We start from the raw sequence: 16,845 nt of genomic DNA on the forward strand, positions 1-16,845 counted from the left end.
TGCTGTTCACTATTGCATATATTAACCATGTTCTAAAAATCAATTGGTTTATGTTATGTAGGTCGGCGGCATTGCTGCCGCTTTCCCCATTAAGAACTGTACGTGCGACTTTCACCGCATACAGCTCCGATAATTCTAAATTTAATTCTCATAAAATTAAATCGGCTCGTAATCATCTTTCGATGACTTGTTTCCGATAAAGTTTTCTTTACGCACGTCGACGGGCACTTTTGAGTTTCCGCCTTTCGAAGTATTCGTCCCATACTGGGTCAAACGGATTGGCTTCGCATTTTATCTTTATGTGTCGCTTGATTGGAATCTCAGTCAGTTGTTGTAATGTGAACTTCTCCTTTATTCCTCCACATTCATATACAAATCCGAAAATCCAATTTCTGCCACCTTCATGTATAAAATACTTCTTTCTTATCCATTTCCTTGACTTGTTGGTATGTCTGTTATATGACCATCTTTTAAGCTGGTTTATTAAGATATGGTCGCATCGGCAGAACACCTCCTTTGATACCACATGGCTGTAGTAGTTGCCCCATCCCCTTATTATAGGATTGAGTTTCTCTATCAACTCCTGCTGGGATAGTGACTTACCTTTGGTCAGCACAACCTCATGCAGCTTGTCAGTGAAGCGTTTCTGACTTTTCTTTGACGGCTTTATTAACAATGTTCCGTTGTACTTCCGTACATTGAACCCTAAAAAGTCAAATCCTTCACTGATGTGTGTTATCAGTGTCTTCTCCTCGGATAGTGTAAGCCCTCTTTCCTTTAAAAAGGCTGTCAACATTTCCTTTATTTCAAGTAATGTTTCCCTTTTATCGGCTGTGACAATGAAGTCGTCCGCATATCTTACAAGATTGACTTTGGGACAGTACAGTTTTCCATTGACATAATTTGCCTTGTACTTCTCTTTGAGCATTCTTTCCATGCCGTCCAGAGTTGCATTCGCAAGTGTCGGTGATATGATACCACCCTGCGGTGTCCCTTCAAGTGTCGGTTGAAGCAGTTTGTTGAACACAACTCCACTTTTAAGCCATTTCCTTAATATCTGCCTGTCGATTCGTACGTTATCGAGAAGCCAATCGTGGCTGATATGGTCGAAGCAGCCTTTTATGTCTCCCTCCAATATCCATTCGGGAGAGCAATCCCTGCTTAGCCATCTGTGGAGTGCATCTATCGCATCTGCCGTGCTTCTGAACTTTCTGAATCCGTAAGAGTTTGCATCCGCTTCACTCTCCGTTATGGGTTCCAATGCCATAAGGTACAGTGCCTGCATGGCTCTGTCTTTCATGGTCGGTATCCCTAACGGTCTTGTCTTGCCGTTTGCCTTGGGTATGTTGACCCTTTTCAATGGGAGGGCTTTATATCCTTTCCGTGTCAAAGAACGTATAGCTTCTATTCTCTTAGCATCGGTGTCCCACTTTATGTGGTCAACCCCTGCCGTGCGTTTGCCTTTATTGGAGGTCACTTTCCTTATCGCCAGTGCCTTGGCCTCGAACGAAGTGACAAGTAGGTGCTGCAAGGCTTTCACCTTGTTGTACCTCTTTTCTGTATGAGCCTTTGCTATTCGGACTTGCAGCTTTCTGACCTTGCACTCACACTTATGAAAGTCAATGTCTTTCCATGCAGTGTTATACTTGGCTGAAGATGCACACTCGGCTTTCGCCTCGCTCCTTTGCTGTTTCTTCATTTCGTTAAAGTTCTACAATCGTTTCACAAAGAATTACCCTGCGGAAGTCTGCCTGCTTTCGCATGAGGTGACGTTAAAACCTCTATCCTCCGCATTACACGGAAGCGTTCGCTTTCTCCGCAATCCTTTACCCGCACCTCATTAGGCTTCTCTTGCGATTGGCTTACCTGCTGTATAGCTATAGGCAGGAGAAATACGGGCTTACCAAGTTCCGTACAAGTAACTGACGACCGACTTAGAGTCCGCCCTTCCACCGGCAGTGCTGTATCCGTGTAGTCCTAAAAACCAGAGAACTATCCTGACTGCATGCCTTTTGGCTATAGCTTGTTAATATCCGTAAGCTATTTCTTTATTACGATGGTGCAGCGGTTCACATCTGTTACTCATATCGGTCAGCCTAACAGCCTATACATTGGATATTTCTGCATAGAACCATATTGTCAAGAGGGCTTCGCACCAAACAATTACTCGTAAAGCACGCCTCTTTAGGCTACTGTTGACGGAACAACAGGTTCAGACATCATGCTGAACAATTACTTGTACGACTTCTTGTCGCACAATCTTTTGTAAAGATAGCGCAATTCTGTGCAATCACAATGCACAGTAAACAAAAAATCCAAGATGGATACATTTCTTTCCATGTATTGATAAATGACTTAGTTACTAGACTCACTTAAATTTGTTGGTATTGCAATAGATTTGGAGCGATAATCGAAAATAAGAAGTCAAAGCAATAAACGATTTTACCAAAATTCTGCAATGAAGATATAGAGAAAGTAGACACTGGACATTATCCATATTTTGCAGTCCATCTAGCTTTTCTCCAAAGGCAAGGGATGATTTAAAAACTAATATGCACAGTATTGTTCTTCGTTTGAAAAGCTTGTTTACTATTCCTTTTTCCCTAACAATTGTTTTGGCAATTATAGAAATACTCCGTATTTTTGCATTTAATAGAGCGTTCTTTTGGTTAATGCAAAACAAGAAAAATATAGAACTTCGCTCGTTTCTAAATCGTTACCTGTTAAAAAATATATTCTTATAAACTGCTTATTTTCAGTGTGTAGGATAAATGGTGATGCCTAGCAACATGTGTAGTCAGGTTCTTCTTTATCAAACACAGGTCGGCAATCTCTTTCAGGTAGCTGTTCATCTTCTGATTGCAGGGGACAGGCAGTAATACTCCTTTCTTTTTGCAGGCAGGATAATCTGCATATTTTCTCAGGATTTCCAAAGGAATATCCAACAGCGGGATATTACACATGTTCTTTGTTTTCTGACGTGGCTTTCTGATCCACAGGTTTCCATTGTTGTCTTTTACGATATGCTCAGGGGAAAGTTGTTGCACGTCGATGAAAGCCAGACCGGTAAAGGCGGCGAAAATAAAAACATCACGGACTACGGTGATTCGCTCCAGAGGAAACTCCTTGTGGTAGATAGTCAGCAGTTCGTCCATGGTAAGAAATTCACGGATTACTTCTTTTTCGTGGAATTTGATACCGATAAACGGGTCTTTGGCTATCCATTCATTGGCCAGTGCCAGATTAGTAATCTTCTTCAGACACTTCATATAACGGATGACGGTATTCTGCTGACATTCCTTTTCCGTTTTCAGATAAAATTCAAAGGCACGTACCAGCTCACCGTTGACTTCCGCCAGCGGCAGATCATCCTTTCCGTATTTCTGTCTGATAAGTTCGGCAAGATAGCGCTTACAGCTTTCATAACGGCGAATGGTAATCAGGGCGTAGTCTTTACCGACCAGGGCACGGCATTGGTCATTGTGTTCCTGCATGGTGCCGATGAGGGTGCGGACCGCTTCCGGTTCTTTGTCTTGTCCGAAAAATATTTCCTGCAACAGACGCGCTGTTATAGGCTGGTTCTGTTCTTCCAGCTCACAAAAAATCTGATGTAATTTGATTCTCGCATTTTCGATATAGGCATTCAGATCGCATGATTTGCGGCTTTTTCCTCTGGCAGATTCCTTTGCCTGACTCCAGAGAGACGGATCAATGCTTTTACGGATGTTGTTTTCAACTCGCGTACCATCTACTGTAATACGCATACAAACGGATGCTTCTCCGTTTTTCAGCAGCTTGGTCTTCTTCAAGAAGAAAAGCACATTGAATGAACTTCTTTTCATTTTTCCTACAGTTTTTAGTTTGTACAAAAGTAGGAAACCGAACCCGTTTTCTTGCTATGCAAAATATTGACAATCAGTGAAAAAGAGCCTAATTCGGTGGAGATTTTTGCTCCACCTTTTATCTCCACCTTTTGCTCCACCTCAAACGGTAATATTTTGCCGTTTTTTGCGTGCCTGGAGAAAACAAAAAATCCCGATTTCGCTTGGAAATCAGGATTTTACTATCTTTTGCTTTTCTTCAAAGTGGTGCCACCAGGAATCGAACCGGGGACACAAGGATTTTCAGTCCTTTGCTCTACCAACTGAGCTATGGCACCATTGTTTCTTGTTTGCGGTTGCAAAGGTACGTAAACTTTTGAAACCTGCAAACTTTTCAGTAGAAAAAATGCGTTTTTTGTGTAAAAAGAGGCTTTCTGTATGCAAAATGCACGGATGTTGCACAAAAAAAACTTCCTTTTCGCTCCGAAGAAAAGTCGGATTGCGAAAAGGAAGGTCTTATTTCCCGGTTGTAAGATAATTTTATCCTTTCAATGGATTCCAGCCTTGCGCTTTCAGTTCCAGCTCGTTGCCGTCGCGGGTGACCAGTGCACAGCCCAGTTCAGGTTTGGTGATATGACCGATGATTTTGACATCCTTCATCTGGGCTACCGTTTCGTGGGCCGTTAATGGTACGGTGAAGAGCAGTTCGTAGTCCTCGCCGCCATTCAGGGCACAGGTGCTCAGGTTCATGTTGAACTCTTCGGCCATGACAGCTGTCTGGTAGTCGATGGGGATACGCTCCTCATAGACCCGGCAACCTACGTGACTCTGTGAGCAGATGTGCATCAGTTCGGACGACAGACCGTCGGAGATGTCCATCATAGCCGTAGGCCGAAGACCGGCTTTGGCCAGACTTTCTACGATGTCCTTGCGGGCTTCCGGTTTCAGGAAGCGTTCCAGCAGGTATTCCTTTCCGGCAAAGTCGGGTTGTACGTCCTTTTCGCCCTGGAACACGGCCTTCTCGCGTTCCATCAGTTGCAGGCCCATGTAGGCGGCTCCGAGGTCACCCGATACACAGATGAGGTCGGTTTCCTTGGCGCCGTTGCGATAGACCACCTTGTCCTTGTCGGCTTCCCCGATACAGGTGATGGAGATGGCCAGACCTGTGACGGAAGAGGTGGTGTCGCCACCCACGAGGTCCACGTGATGCTGTTCGCAGGCCAGGCGCAGGCCGTCGTAGAAGTCTTCCAGGTCTTCGATGCAGAAACGCTTGGAGACAGCCAGTGAGACGGTAATCTGTTTCGGTGTACCGTTCATGGCGTAGATATCGGAGAAGTTCACCATGCCCGATTTATATCCCAGGTGCTTCAGCGGGGTATAGACCAGGTCGAAGTGTACGCCTTCCATCAGCAGGTCGGTGGTGACCAGTACCTGCTTGCCGGGAAACTCCAATACGGCGGCATCGTCGCCCACTCCGTATTTCGTTTCCGGATTTTGCAGTTTGATGTCTTGGGTGAGGTGCTTGATGAGGCCAAATTCACCCAAGGTGGAGATTTCAGTTCTGTTTCCTTCGTGCATAGTATTTTTACGCTCTGTTGATAAGTTCTCTCATAATGGTGGTCATGCGGGGCTGTGCTTCATCGGCTGCCTTCTGCACTTCTTCGTGGGATACTTCCACAATCTTGCCTTCCACGCCCAAGTCGGTGATGACCGATACGCCGAACACCTTGATGCCGCAATGGTTGGCCACGATGACTTCCGGTACGGTAGACATACCTACGGCGTCCGCGCCCAGGATACGGAACATCTTGTATTCCGACGGGGTTTCAAACGTAGGTCCTTGCGTACCGATGTACACGCCTTGTTGTACTTTGATGCCCTTTTCCTCTGCAATTTCCAGGGCTTTGGCTATCAGTTCCTTGGAATATGCCTCGCTCATGTCCGGGAAACGGGGTCCGTAGTCGATGTTCTTGCCGCGAAGCGGATGTTCGGGGAAGAAGTTGATGTGGTCGGTGATAATCATCAGGTCACCGATTTCGAAATCCGGGTTCGTGCCTCCTGCAGCGTTCGATACGAACAAGGTCTTGATGCCCAGTTCACGCATCACACGCACGGGGAAAGTCACTTCCTTCATGGAATAGCCTTCGTAAAAATGAAAGCGTCCTTGCATGGCCATGATATCTTTGTTGCCCAATTTCCCGAAAATCAGCTTGCCGCTGTGTCCTTCGACGGTGGAAACCGGGAAGTTCGGAATCTCCGAATAGTTGATTTCATACTTGTCGGTGATTTCATGCACCAGACTGCCCAGGCCCGTGCCCAGGATGATGGCTGTTTCGGGATGAGTGTGCATCTTCGCCTTCAGGAAGGCGGCGGTTTCTTGAATTTTTTCTAACATACTCAATGATTTTGGGGTTAAATACTAGTTCTCCTTTGTGCAGGAACTCCACTTCTATGGGGAGCACATAAATATAGGGTTTCAGTTCGTCGGCGAGCTGCGGGTGGCCGATGAGCCGCGAAGCATCCTTTTCGGTGGTCAGGATGAGGCGGCGGGCTACGGGCAGCCGGTGGAACCGTTGTGCAATCTGTCGCATGTCGGTGCCGTCAAAATTGTGGTGGTCGCCGAAGAGCAGGGGAGTGACGCGGGCGGCGTGGCGGTCGACTTCCTCCAACAGAGGGGCCGGTGAGGCGATGCCGGTAACCAGCAACACTTCTCTTTCTTTCAGCATGTCGAGCGGCTGTGCAGGGGTATCGGCAAACAGTGGATACAGCTTTCCGTAGACCAGAGTCGTGAAGCATACTTCCTGACGGGGAAGGGGGCGGATACGCTGCCGGATACGTGTACAGTCTTCCAGGCTGAGGCCCGGCGGACATTTGGTCACCACGAGCAGGTCGGCCCGTTGTTTGCCGCTGGCAGGTTCCCGCAATCGTCCGGCAGGCAGAAGCTGGTCACATTCCACGGGACGGTGGTAATCCATCAGCAGGATGCTCAGACCCGGCTGTACGTAGCGGTGTTGAAAGGCATCATCCAGCAGGATGACTTCCGTATCGGGTGCTCCTTCCGGTGCTGTCAGTCGGCGGATACCTTCGCAGCGGTCTCCGTCCACGGCGATACGGATGTCGGGAAACTTGCGGGCCATCTGATAAGGCTCATCTCCGATGTCCTCCATGCGGGAGGCAGGAGAGGCCAGCACGAAGCCTTTCGATTTCCGCTTGTAGCCCCGGCTCAGCACGGCCAGCCGGAACGACTGGTGCAGTAGGCGGATAAGGTATTCCGTATGAGGTGTTTTCCCGGTGCCGCCTACGGTCAGGTTACCGATGCAGATGACAGGCAGCGGAAAGCGTTCCTGCCGGAGCAGTCCCCGGTCGAACAGAAGGTTCCGTACCCTCACCCCGATGCCGTAGAGGACACTGAAGGGCCACAGTCCCCAATATATCTTGCATTTTCCATTCATGCACGTGCCTCCGCTTATTGGATGTGGAGGTCGAACGGCAGGCGGGCCTGCAGACGGTCAGATTCTCCGATGTGGCGTATCCAGTCGAAACTGCGGTAGTAATCGCCGAAGGTCTCCTGCAGCTGGCTGTGGATATAGCGGTCGGTACGGGTGTTCAGCAGTTCCGTCAGGAAGTCCTGTTTGCCGGGATAACTTTTCAGTGTATAGTTTTTCACTTTCCCCAGTTGGGCAGCCAGTTGGATGGCGGTATCCAGTCCGCCCAGTTCGTCCACCAGTTTCAGGTCTTTGGCCATGCTGCCCGTCCATACGCGTCCTTCCGCAATCTTGCAGAGCTCTTCCAGCGGAATGTTCCGTCCTTCGGCACAGCGTTTTGTGAACAGGGCATATCCCTGGTTCACCATCTGCTGCATCAGGGCCGATTCTTCCGCATTGAACGGGCGGCTCATGCTGCCCATGTCGGCCATCTTATGAGTTTTGACTCCGTCGAAATGGAGTCCCAGTTTGTTGTTCAGTAGTTCTGACGCATCGGGCACCATACCGAAGATGCCGATGGAGCCGGTCAGGGTGGTCGGTTCGGCCACAATCTTGCTGGCGGCACATGAGATGTAGTAGCCGCCGGAAGCCGCATAGTCACCCATGGATACTACCACCGGTTTTTCTGCTTTCAGCAAAGTGACTTCCCGCCAGATTTGTTCCGACCCGTAGGCACTTCCGCCCGGAGAGTTCACGCGGAGCACTACGGCTTTTACATTCTTGTCCTTGCGCAAGTCGCGCAGGTCTTTGGCCACTTTCTCGGAGTTGATGCCTTCGTCGTACGACGAGCCGTTGTCGATTTCTCCGTAAGCGTAATATACTGCCACTACGTCGCGGGTCTTGCTTTTCGGGACAGCCGGCTTGACGCGGGTCATTTCGTCCAGACTCAAGGTCTGGAGGTCTTCGTCGTCCGACAGGCCAGTGAGCGATTTCAGGTAGCTGAGCACTTCATCCTGGTACATCAGCGTGTCGGCCAGTCCGCAGCGCACATAAGTCTCTGCCGGTTGCAAGTCCATGTTTCGGTCGGCCAGCAGGTTCAGGGAGTCGGCCGACAGGTGTCTGGAGTCGGCCACATCGTTCAGGAGGCTGTTCCAGGTAGATTCCAAGAAAGCCTGCGTCTGTTCGCGGTTGGCCGGACTCATCTCGGTGCTGGTGAGCGGTTCCACAGCCGATTTGTAGGTACCCACCCGGAAAATCTGCATCTTCACGCCGATTTTGGCAAGGAAATCTTTCAAAAACATGGTTTCACTGGCCAGTCCATGCCAGGACAAGCTGCCCACGGGATTGACGATGACCTTGTCGGCTACGCTGGCCAGGTAGTATCCGCCCTGCGTGTAAGCATCGGCGTAGGCAACCAGAAACTTGCCACTTGTTTTGAAGTCGGCCAGTGCCCGGTGAATGGCCTGCAAGGAGGCGGCCGAACAAGCCAGTGCTCCAGTGTGCAGGTAGATTCCCTTAATCTGGTCGTTTTCCTTGGCCTTCTGGATAGAGTTCAGAATATCTTCCAGTCCGTAGGTGGAAATCTGGTCTTCAAAGAACTGGTCGATGGGGCTGGGCTGATACCGTTCCTCTACGGTTCCTTTCAAGTCGAGGGTAAATACGGAATTTGCCGGGACGATGGTCTCGGTATCAGACGAAATCAACATGCCGGCCAGTACGCTTATTCCCAAGATGATAAAGATGAACCCGCAAATCAGCACACCCGTAATGGTGGCCAAGGTACTTCGAAGAAATTCTTTCATGATAAGTCGTTTTAGGATTGATAAACAAAGTTATTCTTTTTGCCTGAGAAAAACAAAGATGCGGCTGCTTAAATTTCTTTTTGCCGGTTTACCGGCATCTTGTTTTAAAAAATTTCGATGCTTTTTAAAGGGAGGAGTTAATTAATATAATATATAGGTGGGCGGGAGGGGCTTTTTAGGGAAGTCTGATATAAAAAATGTGAAAATTTTTATAACTAATTGTTTTGCAGTGTGTTAGGTGGTGGCAACCTGTATGCGAACCCTTGCAGAAATTTTCTTGTCGCAGAATGGGGTCGAAAGGGGGGGAGAAAACCTCTTTGCGTTTGTTCCAAAACTCTTCGACGTTTTCCTTTAAACGCACTTGCGTTTCGGTTCAAACGCACTTATGTTTGAGGGAAAACGTCCTTGCGTTTTTTGCGAAGTGGACTAAAATAACTTCCGATTTATTTTGTTTTTTTACGGAACTTCCCCAATTTTGCCAAAATTGATTTTGTGAACTTTAAATGAATACGATATGGCAGAAGAAATGATTGTCAAGGAGCTGGACGATGTGGTTGTCCGTTTTTCGGGTGACTCCGGCGATGGAATGCAGTTGGCCGGCAATATGTTTTCGAATATTTCGGCAACCGAAGGAAATGATATCAGTACCTTCCCGGACTATCCGGCCGATATCCGTGCCCCGCAAGGTTCATTGACGGGAGTATCCGGCTTCCAGGTACACATTGGTTCTGGAAAAGTGTACACTCCGGGCGACAAGTGCGATGTGCTGGTTGCCATGAATCCGGCCGCTTTGAAAACACAATATAAGTTTTGTAAACCTCAGGCCGTCATCATTATCGATTCCGACTCGTTTACCAAACGTGATTTGGAAAAAGCGAAATTCTCGCTCGAAAATCCGTTCTCCGAACTGGGCATCAAGAACGAGGTGGTATCGGCTTCCATCACGACTATGTGCAAGGAAAGCCTGAAAGACAGCGGTCTGGACAACAAGTCCATCCTGCGCACCAAGAACATGTTTGCTCTGGGACTGGTGTGCTGGCTGTTCCATCGCGACATCGCGGTGGGCGAGAAAATCCTGCGCGAGAAATTTGCCAAGAAACCTGAAATAGCCGAAGCCAACGTGAAGGTGCTGTACGATGGCTATCACTTCGGCGAAAACACTCATGCATCGGTCTCCATCAGCTACACGGTGCCGAGCAAGGCACAGAAACAGCCGGGACGCTACATGGACATCAACGGCAACAAGGCCACGGCCTATGGATTGATGGCGGCGGCTGAAAAAGCGGGCTTGCAGCTCTATCTGGGTTCTTATCCGATTACCCCGGCTACAGACATCCTGCATGAGCTGGCCAAGCACAAATCGCTGGGTGTGAAGACTGTGCAGTGTGAGGATGAGATTGCCGGCTGTGCTTCTGCCGTAGGCGCTTCGTTTGCCGGAGCTTTGGCCGTGACCACGACTTCCGGACCGGGTATCTGCCTGAAGAGTGAGGCCATGAACCTGGCGGTGATTACGGAACTGCCGCTGGTGATTGTGGACGTGCAGCGCGGCGGACCTTCCACCGGACTACCGACAAAATCGGAACAGACCGACTTGCTGCAGGTTTTGTTTGGGCGTAACGGTGAAAGTCCGATGCCTGTCATCGCGGCTTCTTCGCCGACCGACTGCTTTGACGCGGCTTATTGGGCTTGCAAGATTGCCTTGGAGCACATGACGCCGGTGGTGCTGCTGACGGATGCCTACATTGCCAACGGCTCGGCGGCATGGCGTCTGCCCGACCTGAAAGAGTATCCTTCCATCTGTCCGCCTTACGTGAAACCAGAAATGGCGGATTCCTGGACACCGTTCTTGCGTGACCCGCAGACGGGGGTACGTTACTGGGCGACTCCGGGCATGCCGGGCTTCATGCACCGCATTGGCGGATTGGAGAAGAGCAATGAAACCGGAGCTATCTCAACCGAACCGGAGAACCATTTCCTGATGACCAAGTTGCGTGCCGAAAAGGTGGAAAAGATTGCCGATTCGCTTCCTCCTCTCACAGTTGAAGGTGATTCCGATGCGGATTTGCTGATTGTGGGATTCGGAGGTACGTACGGTCACTTGCATTCCGCCATGGACCAGTTGAATGCCATGGGCAAGAAAACGGCGCTGGCACATTTCCGCGTGATTAATCCGTTGCCGAAAAACACGGCGGAAGTGCTGCGGAAGTACAAGACTATTGTGGTGGCCGAGCAAAACATGGGACAGCTGGCAGGCTATCTCCGCATGAAAGTGGAGGGTATCCATCTGCATCAGTTCAACCAGGTGAAAGGCCAGCCGTTCGTCGTGAAGGAACTGGTAGAGGCGTTCAGCCAACTTTTTTAATGATTCATCAATAAATGTTCTGGAGGAATAACCATGAGTGAAACAAAATATACGGCAGCAGATTATAAGTTCGGACAGCCGCGCTGGTGTCCGGGTTGCGGCGACCACGCTTTCTTGAATTCTTTTCACAAGGCTCTGGCCGAACTGGGAGTGCCGCCCCATGAAATTGCGGTGATTTCCGGCATCGGATGTTCTTCGCGTTTGCCTTATTACATGAATACGTATGGCATGCACACCATCCACGGACGTGCAGCGGCCATTGCCACCGGAGCCAAGGTAGCCAACCCGAATCTGACCATCTGGCAGATTTCCGGCGATGGCGACGGACTGGCCATCGGCGGTAACCATTTCATCCACGCCATCCGCCGTAATGTGGATATCAACATTGTGTTGTTGAACAACCGTATCTACGGATTGACCAAGGGACAGTATTCGCCGACTTCGGCCCGTGGTTTCGTGAGCAAATCTTCTCCTTACGGGACGGTGGAAGATCCTTTCCGCCCGGCAGAACTGTGCTTTGGAGCCCGTGGACGTTTCTTTGCCCGTTGTGCGGCAGTCGATGGAGGTCCTTCCATTGAAGTGTTGAAAGCCGCTGCCCGCCACAAAGGTACGTCGGTGGTGGAAGTGCTGCAGAACTGTGTCATCTTCAACGACGGTACGCACAATGCCGTGGCCAAGAAGGAAGACCGTGAGCGAAACGCCATTTACCTGGAGCACGGCAAGCCGATGTTGTTCGGTCCGAACAAAGAATTCGGTCTGATGCAGGAAGGTTTCGGTCTGAAGGTGGTGAAGCTGGGAGAAAACGGGGTGACGGAAAAAGACATCCTGGTGCACGATGCCCATTGTGAGGACCACACCTTGCAGCTGAAGCTGGCTTTGATGGAAGGTCCGGATTTCCCGATTGCTTTGGGGGTAATCCGCGACGTGGAGGCACCGACCTACGATGCAGCAGTGGAAGCCCAGATAGAGGAGGTTTCAGCCAAGAAAAAATACCACACGTTTGCCGAGTTGCTCGAAACGAACGATACGTGGGAGATTAAATAAGCGAAATGAGATAAGATAAAAGGAGCCGATAAGGCATTGCTCCTAATCTGGAAGTGTAGTATCTCAAAGAGGCCGTTTCAATGTGGTTTGAGACGGCCTCTTTGAGATTACGTCTTTTTGGGGTGGTTTATTCAGTTGCAATGCTATCTTTTGTGACTTGTATGGAGTCTTTTTGGGTTCTGTATAGCCTTCCTTTTGTATCGTCTCCTAGTAAGTTACTCAACTCGTCTAGTTCTTTTTGGCTGATACCCAGTACTTTCTTGTTCTTTTCGTTTAATTCCTCCACTGCATCCATTATATTGTAGATTACTGGTACAAAAAGATTCAATTTAAGATAAACTGCCATTATTTCTGGATTCTTTAAATAGGATTTTGCAACTTTGTACACATCATATTCAGTGTATTGAGTCATAATGTCGGCTGTATTTTTGTAACTGTATTGTGAAAGTTTTTGCTCTATCTCAGTAATACGCTTTTCACTCATATCTAGAAAACTATAGCAGTTGCTGATTCGACCTATTACTTTCTCGTCATCCAGAAATTCCCAGACTTCAAAACTGCTCGAAAAGATTTCTTCAGATTTTGTATCCTGTGCCCTGGAATTTTCATAAAGCAACAGGTTTATGCATTGGCTTAAAGAATCTTCTGGCAGTTCGTCAAGCTTATCGGGCATATATGACTGTAATTTCGCGTAAACGGAATCTTTCATCATCAGTTGTTCACAGCTGTTGGTTATGCTGTTTAAGCGCACGTCAATGTTGTGAAGTGTGATTTTCGCAATTTTACGTGTCATCTCTTTTTGGTTCTCCATTTGCTGCCAATAGGTGATTCCTACGGTCAGCACGATACCTAGGATGGTACCGAAAGTAGAAGCTAAAGCATTCATCCACCATTCCGAAAGATGGAACATTTTCTTGAAATTTGTCATTGTTGTTCGTTTTAAAAATGATAAAGATGGTTATCGGTAGTCATGCCGTGGCAGGCCTTTTGGGGACCTGCCGGTTTTATTCTTTTTCTCCATAGCACAAATCGCCGGCGTCTCCCAGTCCCGGTACGATGTACGAGTGGGCGTTGAGTTCCGGGTCAATGGCACCGCACCACACTGTAGTCTTTTCTGCAGGGAATACTTTTTTGATATGTTCGATGGCTTGGCGGCTGGCAATGACCGAAGCAATGTGTATGTGTGCCGGTTCCCCTTTGGTGAGCAGTGCCTCGTAGGCCAGTTCCATGGAACTGCCGGTGGCCAGCATCGGGTCGGTGAGAATCAGAATCTTGCCGTCCAGGCGGGGCGAAGCGATGTATTCGATGTGAATGTCGAAGTTATCTTCATCGATGTATTTGCGATAGGCCGACACGAATGCGTTTTCGGCATGGTCAAAGTAGTTGAGAAAACCCTGATGCAGCGGGAGTCCGGCACGGAGGATGGTAGCCACCACCGGCTGTTCGGCGGGAATGTTCTCTACCGCTGTGGCCAGCGGAGTTTGTATGGAAACCGGATGGTAGGGAAGGGTGCGGCTGATTTCGTAGGCCATGATTTCGCCCACCCGTTCGATGTTCCGACGGAAGCGGAGCGAATCGCCTTGTACATGTACGTTACGGATTTCAGACAGGAACTGGTTAAAGAGGGTGTTGGTTTGGTTAAAGTTGATTATTTTCATAAACATTTTCAGGTGCTTAGGGGTTGTATAATTAAATTTTCGGGCTGCAAAGAAACAAAATAAAATTGATTTGTAATGTAGATTTGGCAAATTTGTTATACAAGTATAAATCTTTGAATGATTACGGATTTTTTTCAGTAATAAATTCTTTGAATAAAAAATAACTACTACTTTTGTAGCGCCTAAAACAAAGAGATGTTGAAGAGCAGAAATGGAGAGAAATTAGGCTTATGCTAAGGTAGAGAAATAAACATTTGATATAATAACCAAATTAATCATTTGAACAATGGCAAATTTAGATCTTACTAAGTACGGTATCACTGGAACCGTAGAAATCGTACACAATCCTTCTTACGACGTATTGTTCGCTGAAGAAACAAAAGCTGGTCTGGAAGGTTATGAAAAAGGTCAGGTAACTGAACTGGGTGCAGTAAACGTAATGACTGGTATCTACACTGGTCGTTCTCCTAAAGATAAATTCTTGGTAAAAGACGCTACAAGTGAAAACACTGTATGGTGGACTTCTGAAGAATACAAAAACGATAACAAACCTGTTACTACTGAAACTTGGAATGCTTTGAAGGCTTTGGCTTCAAAAGAATTGTCAAACAAGAAGTTGTATGTAGTTGATGGTTACTGCGGTGCAAACGAAGCTACTCGCTTGAAAGTTCGTTTCATCATGGAAGTTGCATGGCAGGCTCACTTCGTAACTAACATGTTCATCCGTCCTTCTAAAGAAGAACTGGAATCATTCGAACCTGACTTCGTTGTTTACAACGCTTCTAAGGCTAAAGTTGAAAACTACAAAGAACTGGGTCTGAACTCAGAAACTGCAGTTGTCTTCAACTTGACTACTAAGGAACAGGTCATCCTGAACACTTGGTACGGTGGTGAAATGAAGAAAGGTATGTTCTCTATGATGAACTACTTCAACCCGTTGCGTGGTATCGCTTCTATGCACTGTTCTGCTAACACAGACAAAGAAGGCAAGAGCTCAGCTATCTTCTTCGGTCTGTCTGGTACAGGTAAGACAACTTTGTCTACTGACCCGAAACGTCTGTTGATCGGTGATGACGAACACGGATGGGATAACGAAGGTGTATTCAACTACGAAGGTGGTTGCTACGCTAAGGTTATCAACTTGGATAAGGAATCTGAACCGGATATCTACAACGCCATCAAACGTGACGCTTTGCTGGAAAACGTAACTGTAGATGCTAACGGCAAGATTGACTTCGCTGACAAGAGCGTAACTGAAAACACTCGTGTTTCTTATCCTATCTACCACATCAACAACATCGTTAAACCGGTTTCTAAAGGTCCTCACGCAAAACAAGTTATCTTCTTGTCTGCTGATGCATTCGGTGTATTGCCTCCAGTATCTATCTTGAACGAAGAACAGGCTCAGTACTACTTCCTGTCAGGATTTACTGCTAAGTTGGCTGGTACAGAACGTGGTATCACTGAACCGACTCCGACATTCTCTGCTTGCTTCGGTGCTGCTTTCTTGTCATTGCACCCAACTAAATATGCAGAAGAATTGGTTAAGAAGATGAAGATGACTGGTGCAAAAGCATACTTGGTTAACACTGGTTGGAACGGAACTGGCAAACGTATTTCTATCCGTGATACTCGTGGTATCATCGACGCTATCCTGGATGGTTCTATCGAAAAAGCTCCGACTAAGACTATTCCTTACTTCGACTTCGTTGTTCCGACTGAATTGCCGGGTGTTGATCCGAAGATCTTGGATCCGCGTGACACTTACGACTGCGCTTGCAAGTGGGAAGAAAAAGCTAAAGACTTGGCTGCTCGCTTCATCAAGAACTTCGCTAAGTTCACTGGTAACGAAGCTGGTAAAGCTTTGGTTGCTGCTGGTCCGAAATTGTAATTCTGACTTACAAATTCTTAAATATGAAAGCGGTTTCCTTCGGGGAACCGCTTTTTTTGTTATATTTGGTCGGATGGCGGCAGGGATAGCGGGAAACTTGTCGTCGGGAGAAGAGGAAAAACGGCTGTTCTGACAGCTGGTGTGGGGAAGAGAACGAAAGAAATTGAAGATTGAGCTAATCAAAGATAAAGCGTATGAAAAAGATGATTTATTCGATGCTGGGGGCAGGCTTGCTCTGTCTTTCCAGCTGTGGCGGTCAGACACAGCAATCACAGCCGGCTGCCGAGAACGAGGCTGACAGTACGAATCAGGTTATAGAGACCATCATGGCACGTCGCAGCGTGCGGAAGTATCTGCCACAACCGGTAAATCGGGATACGATGCAGGTGATTCTGGACTGTGGTATTAATGCGCCTAACGGACAGAACAAACAGTCGTGGGCAATCCGGGTAGTAGACAATCCGGAATTCATCAATGGTCTGACAGAGGTGTACAAGAAAGCTAATCCCAAAGCGGCTGAAGACCCTGATTTCCGGAATATGTTCCGCAATGCACCGACGGTGGTGTTTATTGCCAACGACACCGCCTACGATTTCTCACAAGTGGATTGTGGACTGTTGGGTGAGAACATGATTCTTTCTGCCTGGTCTATGGGCATCGGTTCCTGCTGCCTGGGTGGTCCCATACGTTTCATGAAGACCGACCCCGGAGCCGCAGAATACCTGAAACGTCTGAACATTCCCGAAGGATATGACCTGTTGTATTGCATTGCCTTCGGATATCCGGATGAATCGCCGGCTGCCAAGCCTCGTGATGCATCGAAAGTGATGTTTGTGGAGTAA

At 48.0% G+C, this 16,845-nt stretch carries 12 protein-coding genes and 1 tRNA gene; 4 read left to right on the top strand and 9 right to left on the bottom strand.

The window, feature by feature from the left end; genetic code table 11:
* Window positions 1-208: 208 nt before the first annotated feature.
* From ltrA to sppA, 7 genes are all read right to left on the bottom strand, one after another.
* Window positions 209-1,699, bottom strand: a complete 1,491-nt coding sequence (gene ltrA, locus BQ7480_RS01395; protein WP_072541417.1) for a group II intron reverse transcriptase/maturase — start codon at window positions 1,697-1,699, stop codon at window positions 209-211.
* Window positions 1,700-2,738: 1,039 nt separating this feature from the next.
* Entirely contained in the window at window positions 2,739-3,842 is a 1,104-nt protein-coding gene (locus BQ7480_RS01410; RefSeq protein ID WP_235816617.1) for a site-specific integrase, read from the bottom strand.
* Between the two features lie 244 nt (window positions 3,843-4,086).
* Window positions 4,087-4,159, bottom strand: a tRNA-Phe gene (locus tag BQ7480_RS01415).
* A 202-nt stretch (window positions 4,160-4,361) separates the two neighbouring features.
* Complete coding sequence (thiL, locus tag BQ7480_RS01420) at window positions 4,362-5,399, bottom strand: thiamine-phosphate kinase (protein WP_072541420.1); 1,038 nt, start codon at window positions 5,397-5,399, stop codon at window positions 4,362-4,364.
* A 7-nt stretch (window positions 5,400-5,406) separates the two neighbouring features.
* Window positions 5,407-6,216: a purine-nucleoside phosphorylase gene (locus tag BQ7480_RS01425; protein ID WP_072541421.1), complete on the bottom strand. Its 810-nt coding sequence runs from the start codon at window positions 6,214-6,216 to the stop codon at window positions 5,407-5,409.
* Window positions 6,110-7,273, bottom strand: coding sequence for a tetraacyldisaccharide 4'-kinase (gene lpxK, locus BQ7480_RS01430; RefSeq protein ID WP_072541422.1), 1,164 nt, complete (start codon window positions 7,271-7,273; stop codon window positions 6,110-6,112). Before lpxK ends, BQ7480_RS01425 begins: the two co-directional genes overlap by 107 nt.
* A 14-nt stretch (window positions 7,274-7,287) precedes the next feature.
* Window positions 7,288-9,048, bottom strand: coding sequence for a signal peptide peptidase SppA (gene sppA / locus BQ7480_RS01435; protein WP_072541423.1), 1,761 nt, complete (start codon window positions 9,046-9,048; stop codon window positions 7,288-7,290).
* Between the two features lie 514 nt (window positions 9,049-9,562).
* On the opposite strand from sppA, the gene BQ7480_RS01440 reads away from it, so the two are divergent.
* Complete coding sequence (locus BQ7480_RS01440) at window positions 9,563-11,410, top strand: 2-oxoacid:acceptor oxidoreductase subunit alpha (RefSeq protein WP_072541424.1); 1,848 nt, start codon at window positions 9,563-9,565, stop codon at window positions 11,408-11,410.
* 33 nt (window positions 11,411-11,443) lie between these two features.
* A complete protein-coding gene (locus BQ7480_RS01445) occupies window positions 11,444-12,454 on the top strand; it encodes a 2-oxoacid:ferredoxin oxidoreductase subunit beta (protein ID WP_072541425.1) in 1,011 nt (336 codons plus the stop codon).
* Window positions 12,455-12,581: 127 nt separating this feature from the next.
* Here the strand turns inward: BQ7480_RS01445 and BQ7480_RS01450 are convergent, their stop codons facing one another.
* Together BQ7480_RS01450 and upp are read right to left on the bottom strand one after the other, a co-directional pair.
* A complete protein-coding gene (locus BQ7480_RS01450; RefSeq protein WP_072541426.1) occupies window positions 12,582-13,382 on the bottom strand; it encodes a hypothetical protein in 801 nt (266 codons plus the stop codon).
* Between the two features lie 76 nt (window positions 13,383-13,458).
* The gene (gene upp / locus BQ7480_RS01455) at window positions 13,459-14,112 is read right to left on the bottom strand and encodes a uracil phosphoribosyltransferase (RefSeq protein WP_072543846.1); all 654 of its coding nucleotides are present in this window, start codon (window positions 14,110-14,112) and stop codon (window positions 13,459-13,461) included.
* A 286-nt stretch (window positions 14,113-14,398) separates the two neighbouring features.
* On the opposite strand from upp, the gene pckA reads away from it, so the two are divergent.
* Both pckA and BQ7480_RS01465 read left to right on the top strand, forming a co-directional pair.
* Window positions 14,399-16,003, top strand: a complete 1,605-nt coding sequence (pckA, locus tag BQ7480_RS01460; RefSeq protein WP_072541427.1) for a phosphoenolpyruvate carboxykinase (ATP) — start codon at window positions 14,399-14,401, stop codon at window positions 16,001-16,003.
* A gap of 194 nt (window positions 16,004-16,197) precedes the next feature.
* Window positions 16,198-16,845 carry a nitroreductase family protein gene (locus BQ7480_RS01465; protein ID WP_072541428.1) on the top strand — a complete coding sequence of 216 codons (648 nt, stop codon included), beginning with the start codon at window positions 16,198-16,200 and terminating at the stop codon, window positions 16,843-16,845.

Origin of the sequence: Bacteroides mediterraneensis (genome assembly GCF_900128455.1) — a bacterium.
GTDB lineage: Bacteria > Bacteroidota > Bacteroidia > Bacteroidales > Bacteroidaceae > Phocaeicola > Phocaeicola mediterraneensis.

Excerpts from the sequence above, each read along its gene's own strand:
- ltrA (WP_072541417.1), bottom strand. The coding sequence starts at position 1,699 with ATGAAGAAACAGCAAAGGAGCGAGGCGAAAGCCGAGTGTGCATCTTCA.
- BQ7480_RS01445 (WP_072541425.1), top strand. The coding sequence starts at position 11,444 with ATGAGTGAAACAAAATATACGGCAGCAGATTATAAGTTCGGACAGCCG.
- BQ7480_RS01425 (WP_072541421.1), bottom strand. The coding sequence starts at position 6,216 with ATGTTAGAAAAAATTCAAGAAACCGCCGCCTTCCTGAAGGCGAAGATG.
- upp (WP_072543846.1), bottom strand. The coding sequence starts at position 14,112 with ATGAAAATAATCAACTTTAACCAAACCAACACCCTCTTTAACCAGTTC.
- BQ7480_RS01450 (WP_072541426.1), bottom strand. The coding sequence starts at position 13,382 with ATGACAAATTTCAAGAAAATGTTCCATCTTTCGGAATGGTGGATGAAT.
- BQ7480_RS01465 (WP_072541428.1), top strand. The coding sequence starts at position 16,198 with ATGAAAAAGATGATTTATTCGATGCTGGGGGCAGGCTTGCTCTGTCTT.
- thiL (WP_072541420.1), bottom strand. The coding sequence starts at position 5,399 with ATGCACGAAGGAAACAGAACTGAAATCTCCACCTTGGGTGAATTTGGC.
- sppA (WP_072541423.1), bottom strand. The coding sequence starts at position 9,048 with ATGAAAGAATTTCTTCGAAGTACCTTGGCCACCATTACGGGTGTGCTG.
- BQ7480_RS01440 (WP_072541424.1), top strand. The coding sequence starts at position 9,563 with ATGGCAGAAGAAATGATTGTCAAGGAGCTGGACGATGTGGTTGTCCGT.
- lpxK (WP_072541422.1), bottom strand. The coding sequence starts at position 7,273 with ATGAATGGAAAATGCAAGATATATTGGGGACTGTGGCCCTTCAGTGTC.
- pckA (WP_072541427.1), top strand. The coding sequence starts at position 14,399 with ATGGCAAATTTAGATCTTACTAAGTACGGTATCACTGGAACCGTAGAA.
- BQ7480_RS01410 (WP_235816617.1), bottom strand. The coding sequence starts at position 3,842 with ATGAAAAGAAGTTCATTCAATGTGCTTTTCTTCTTGAAGAAGACCAAG.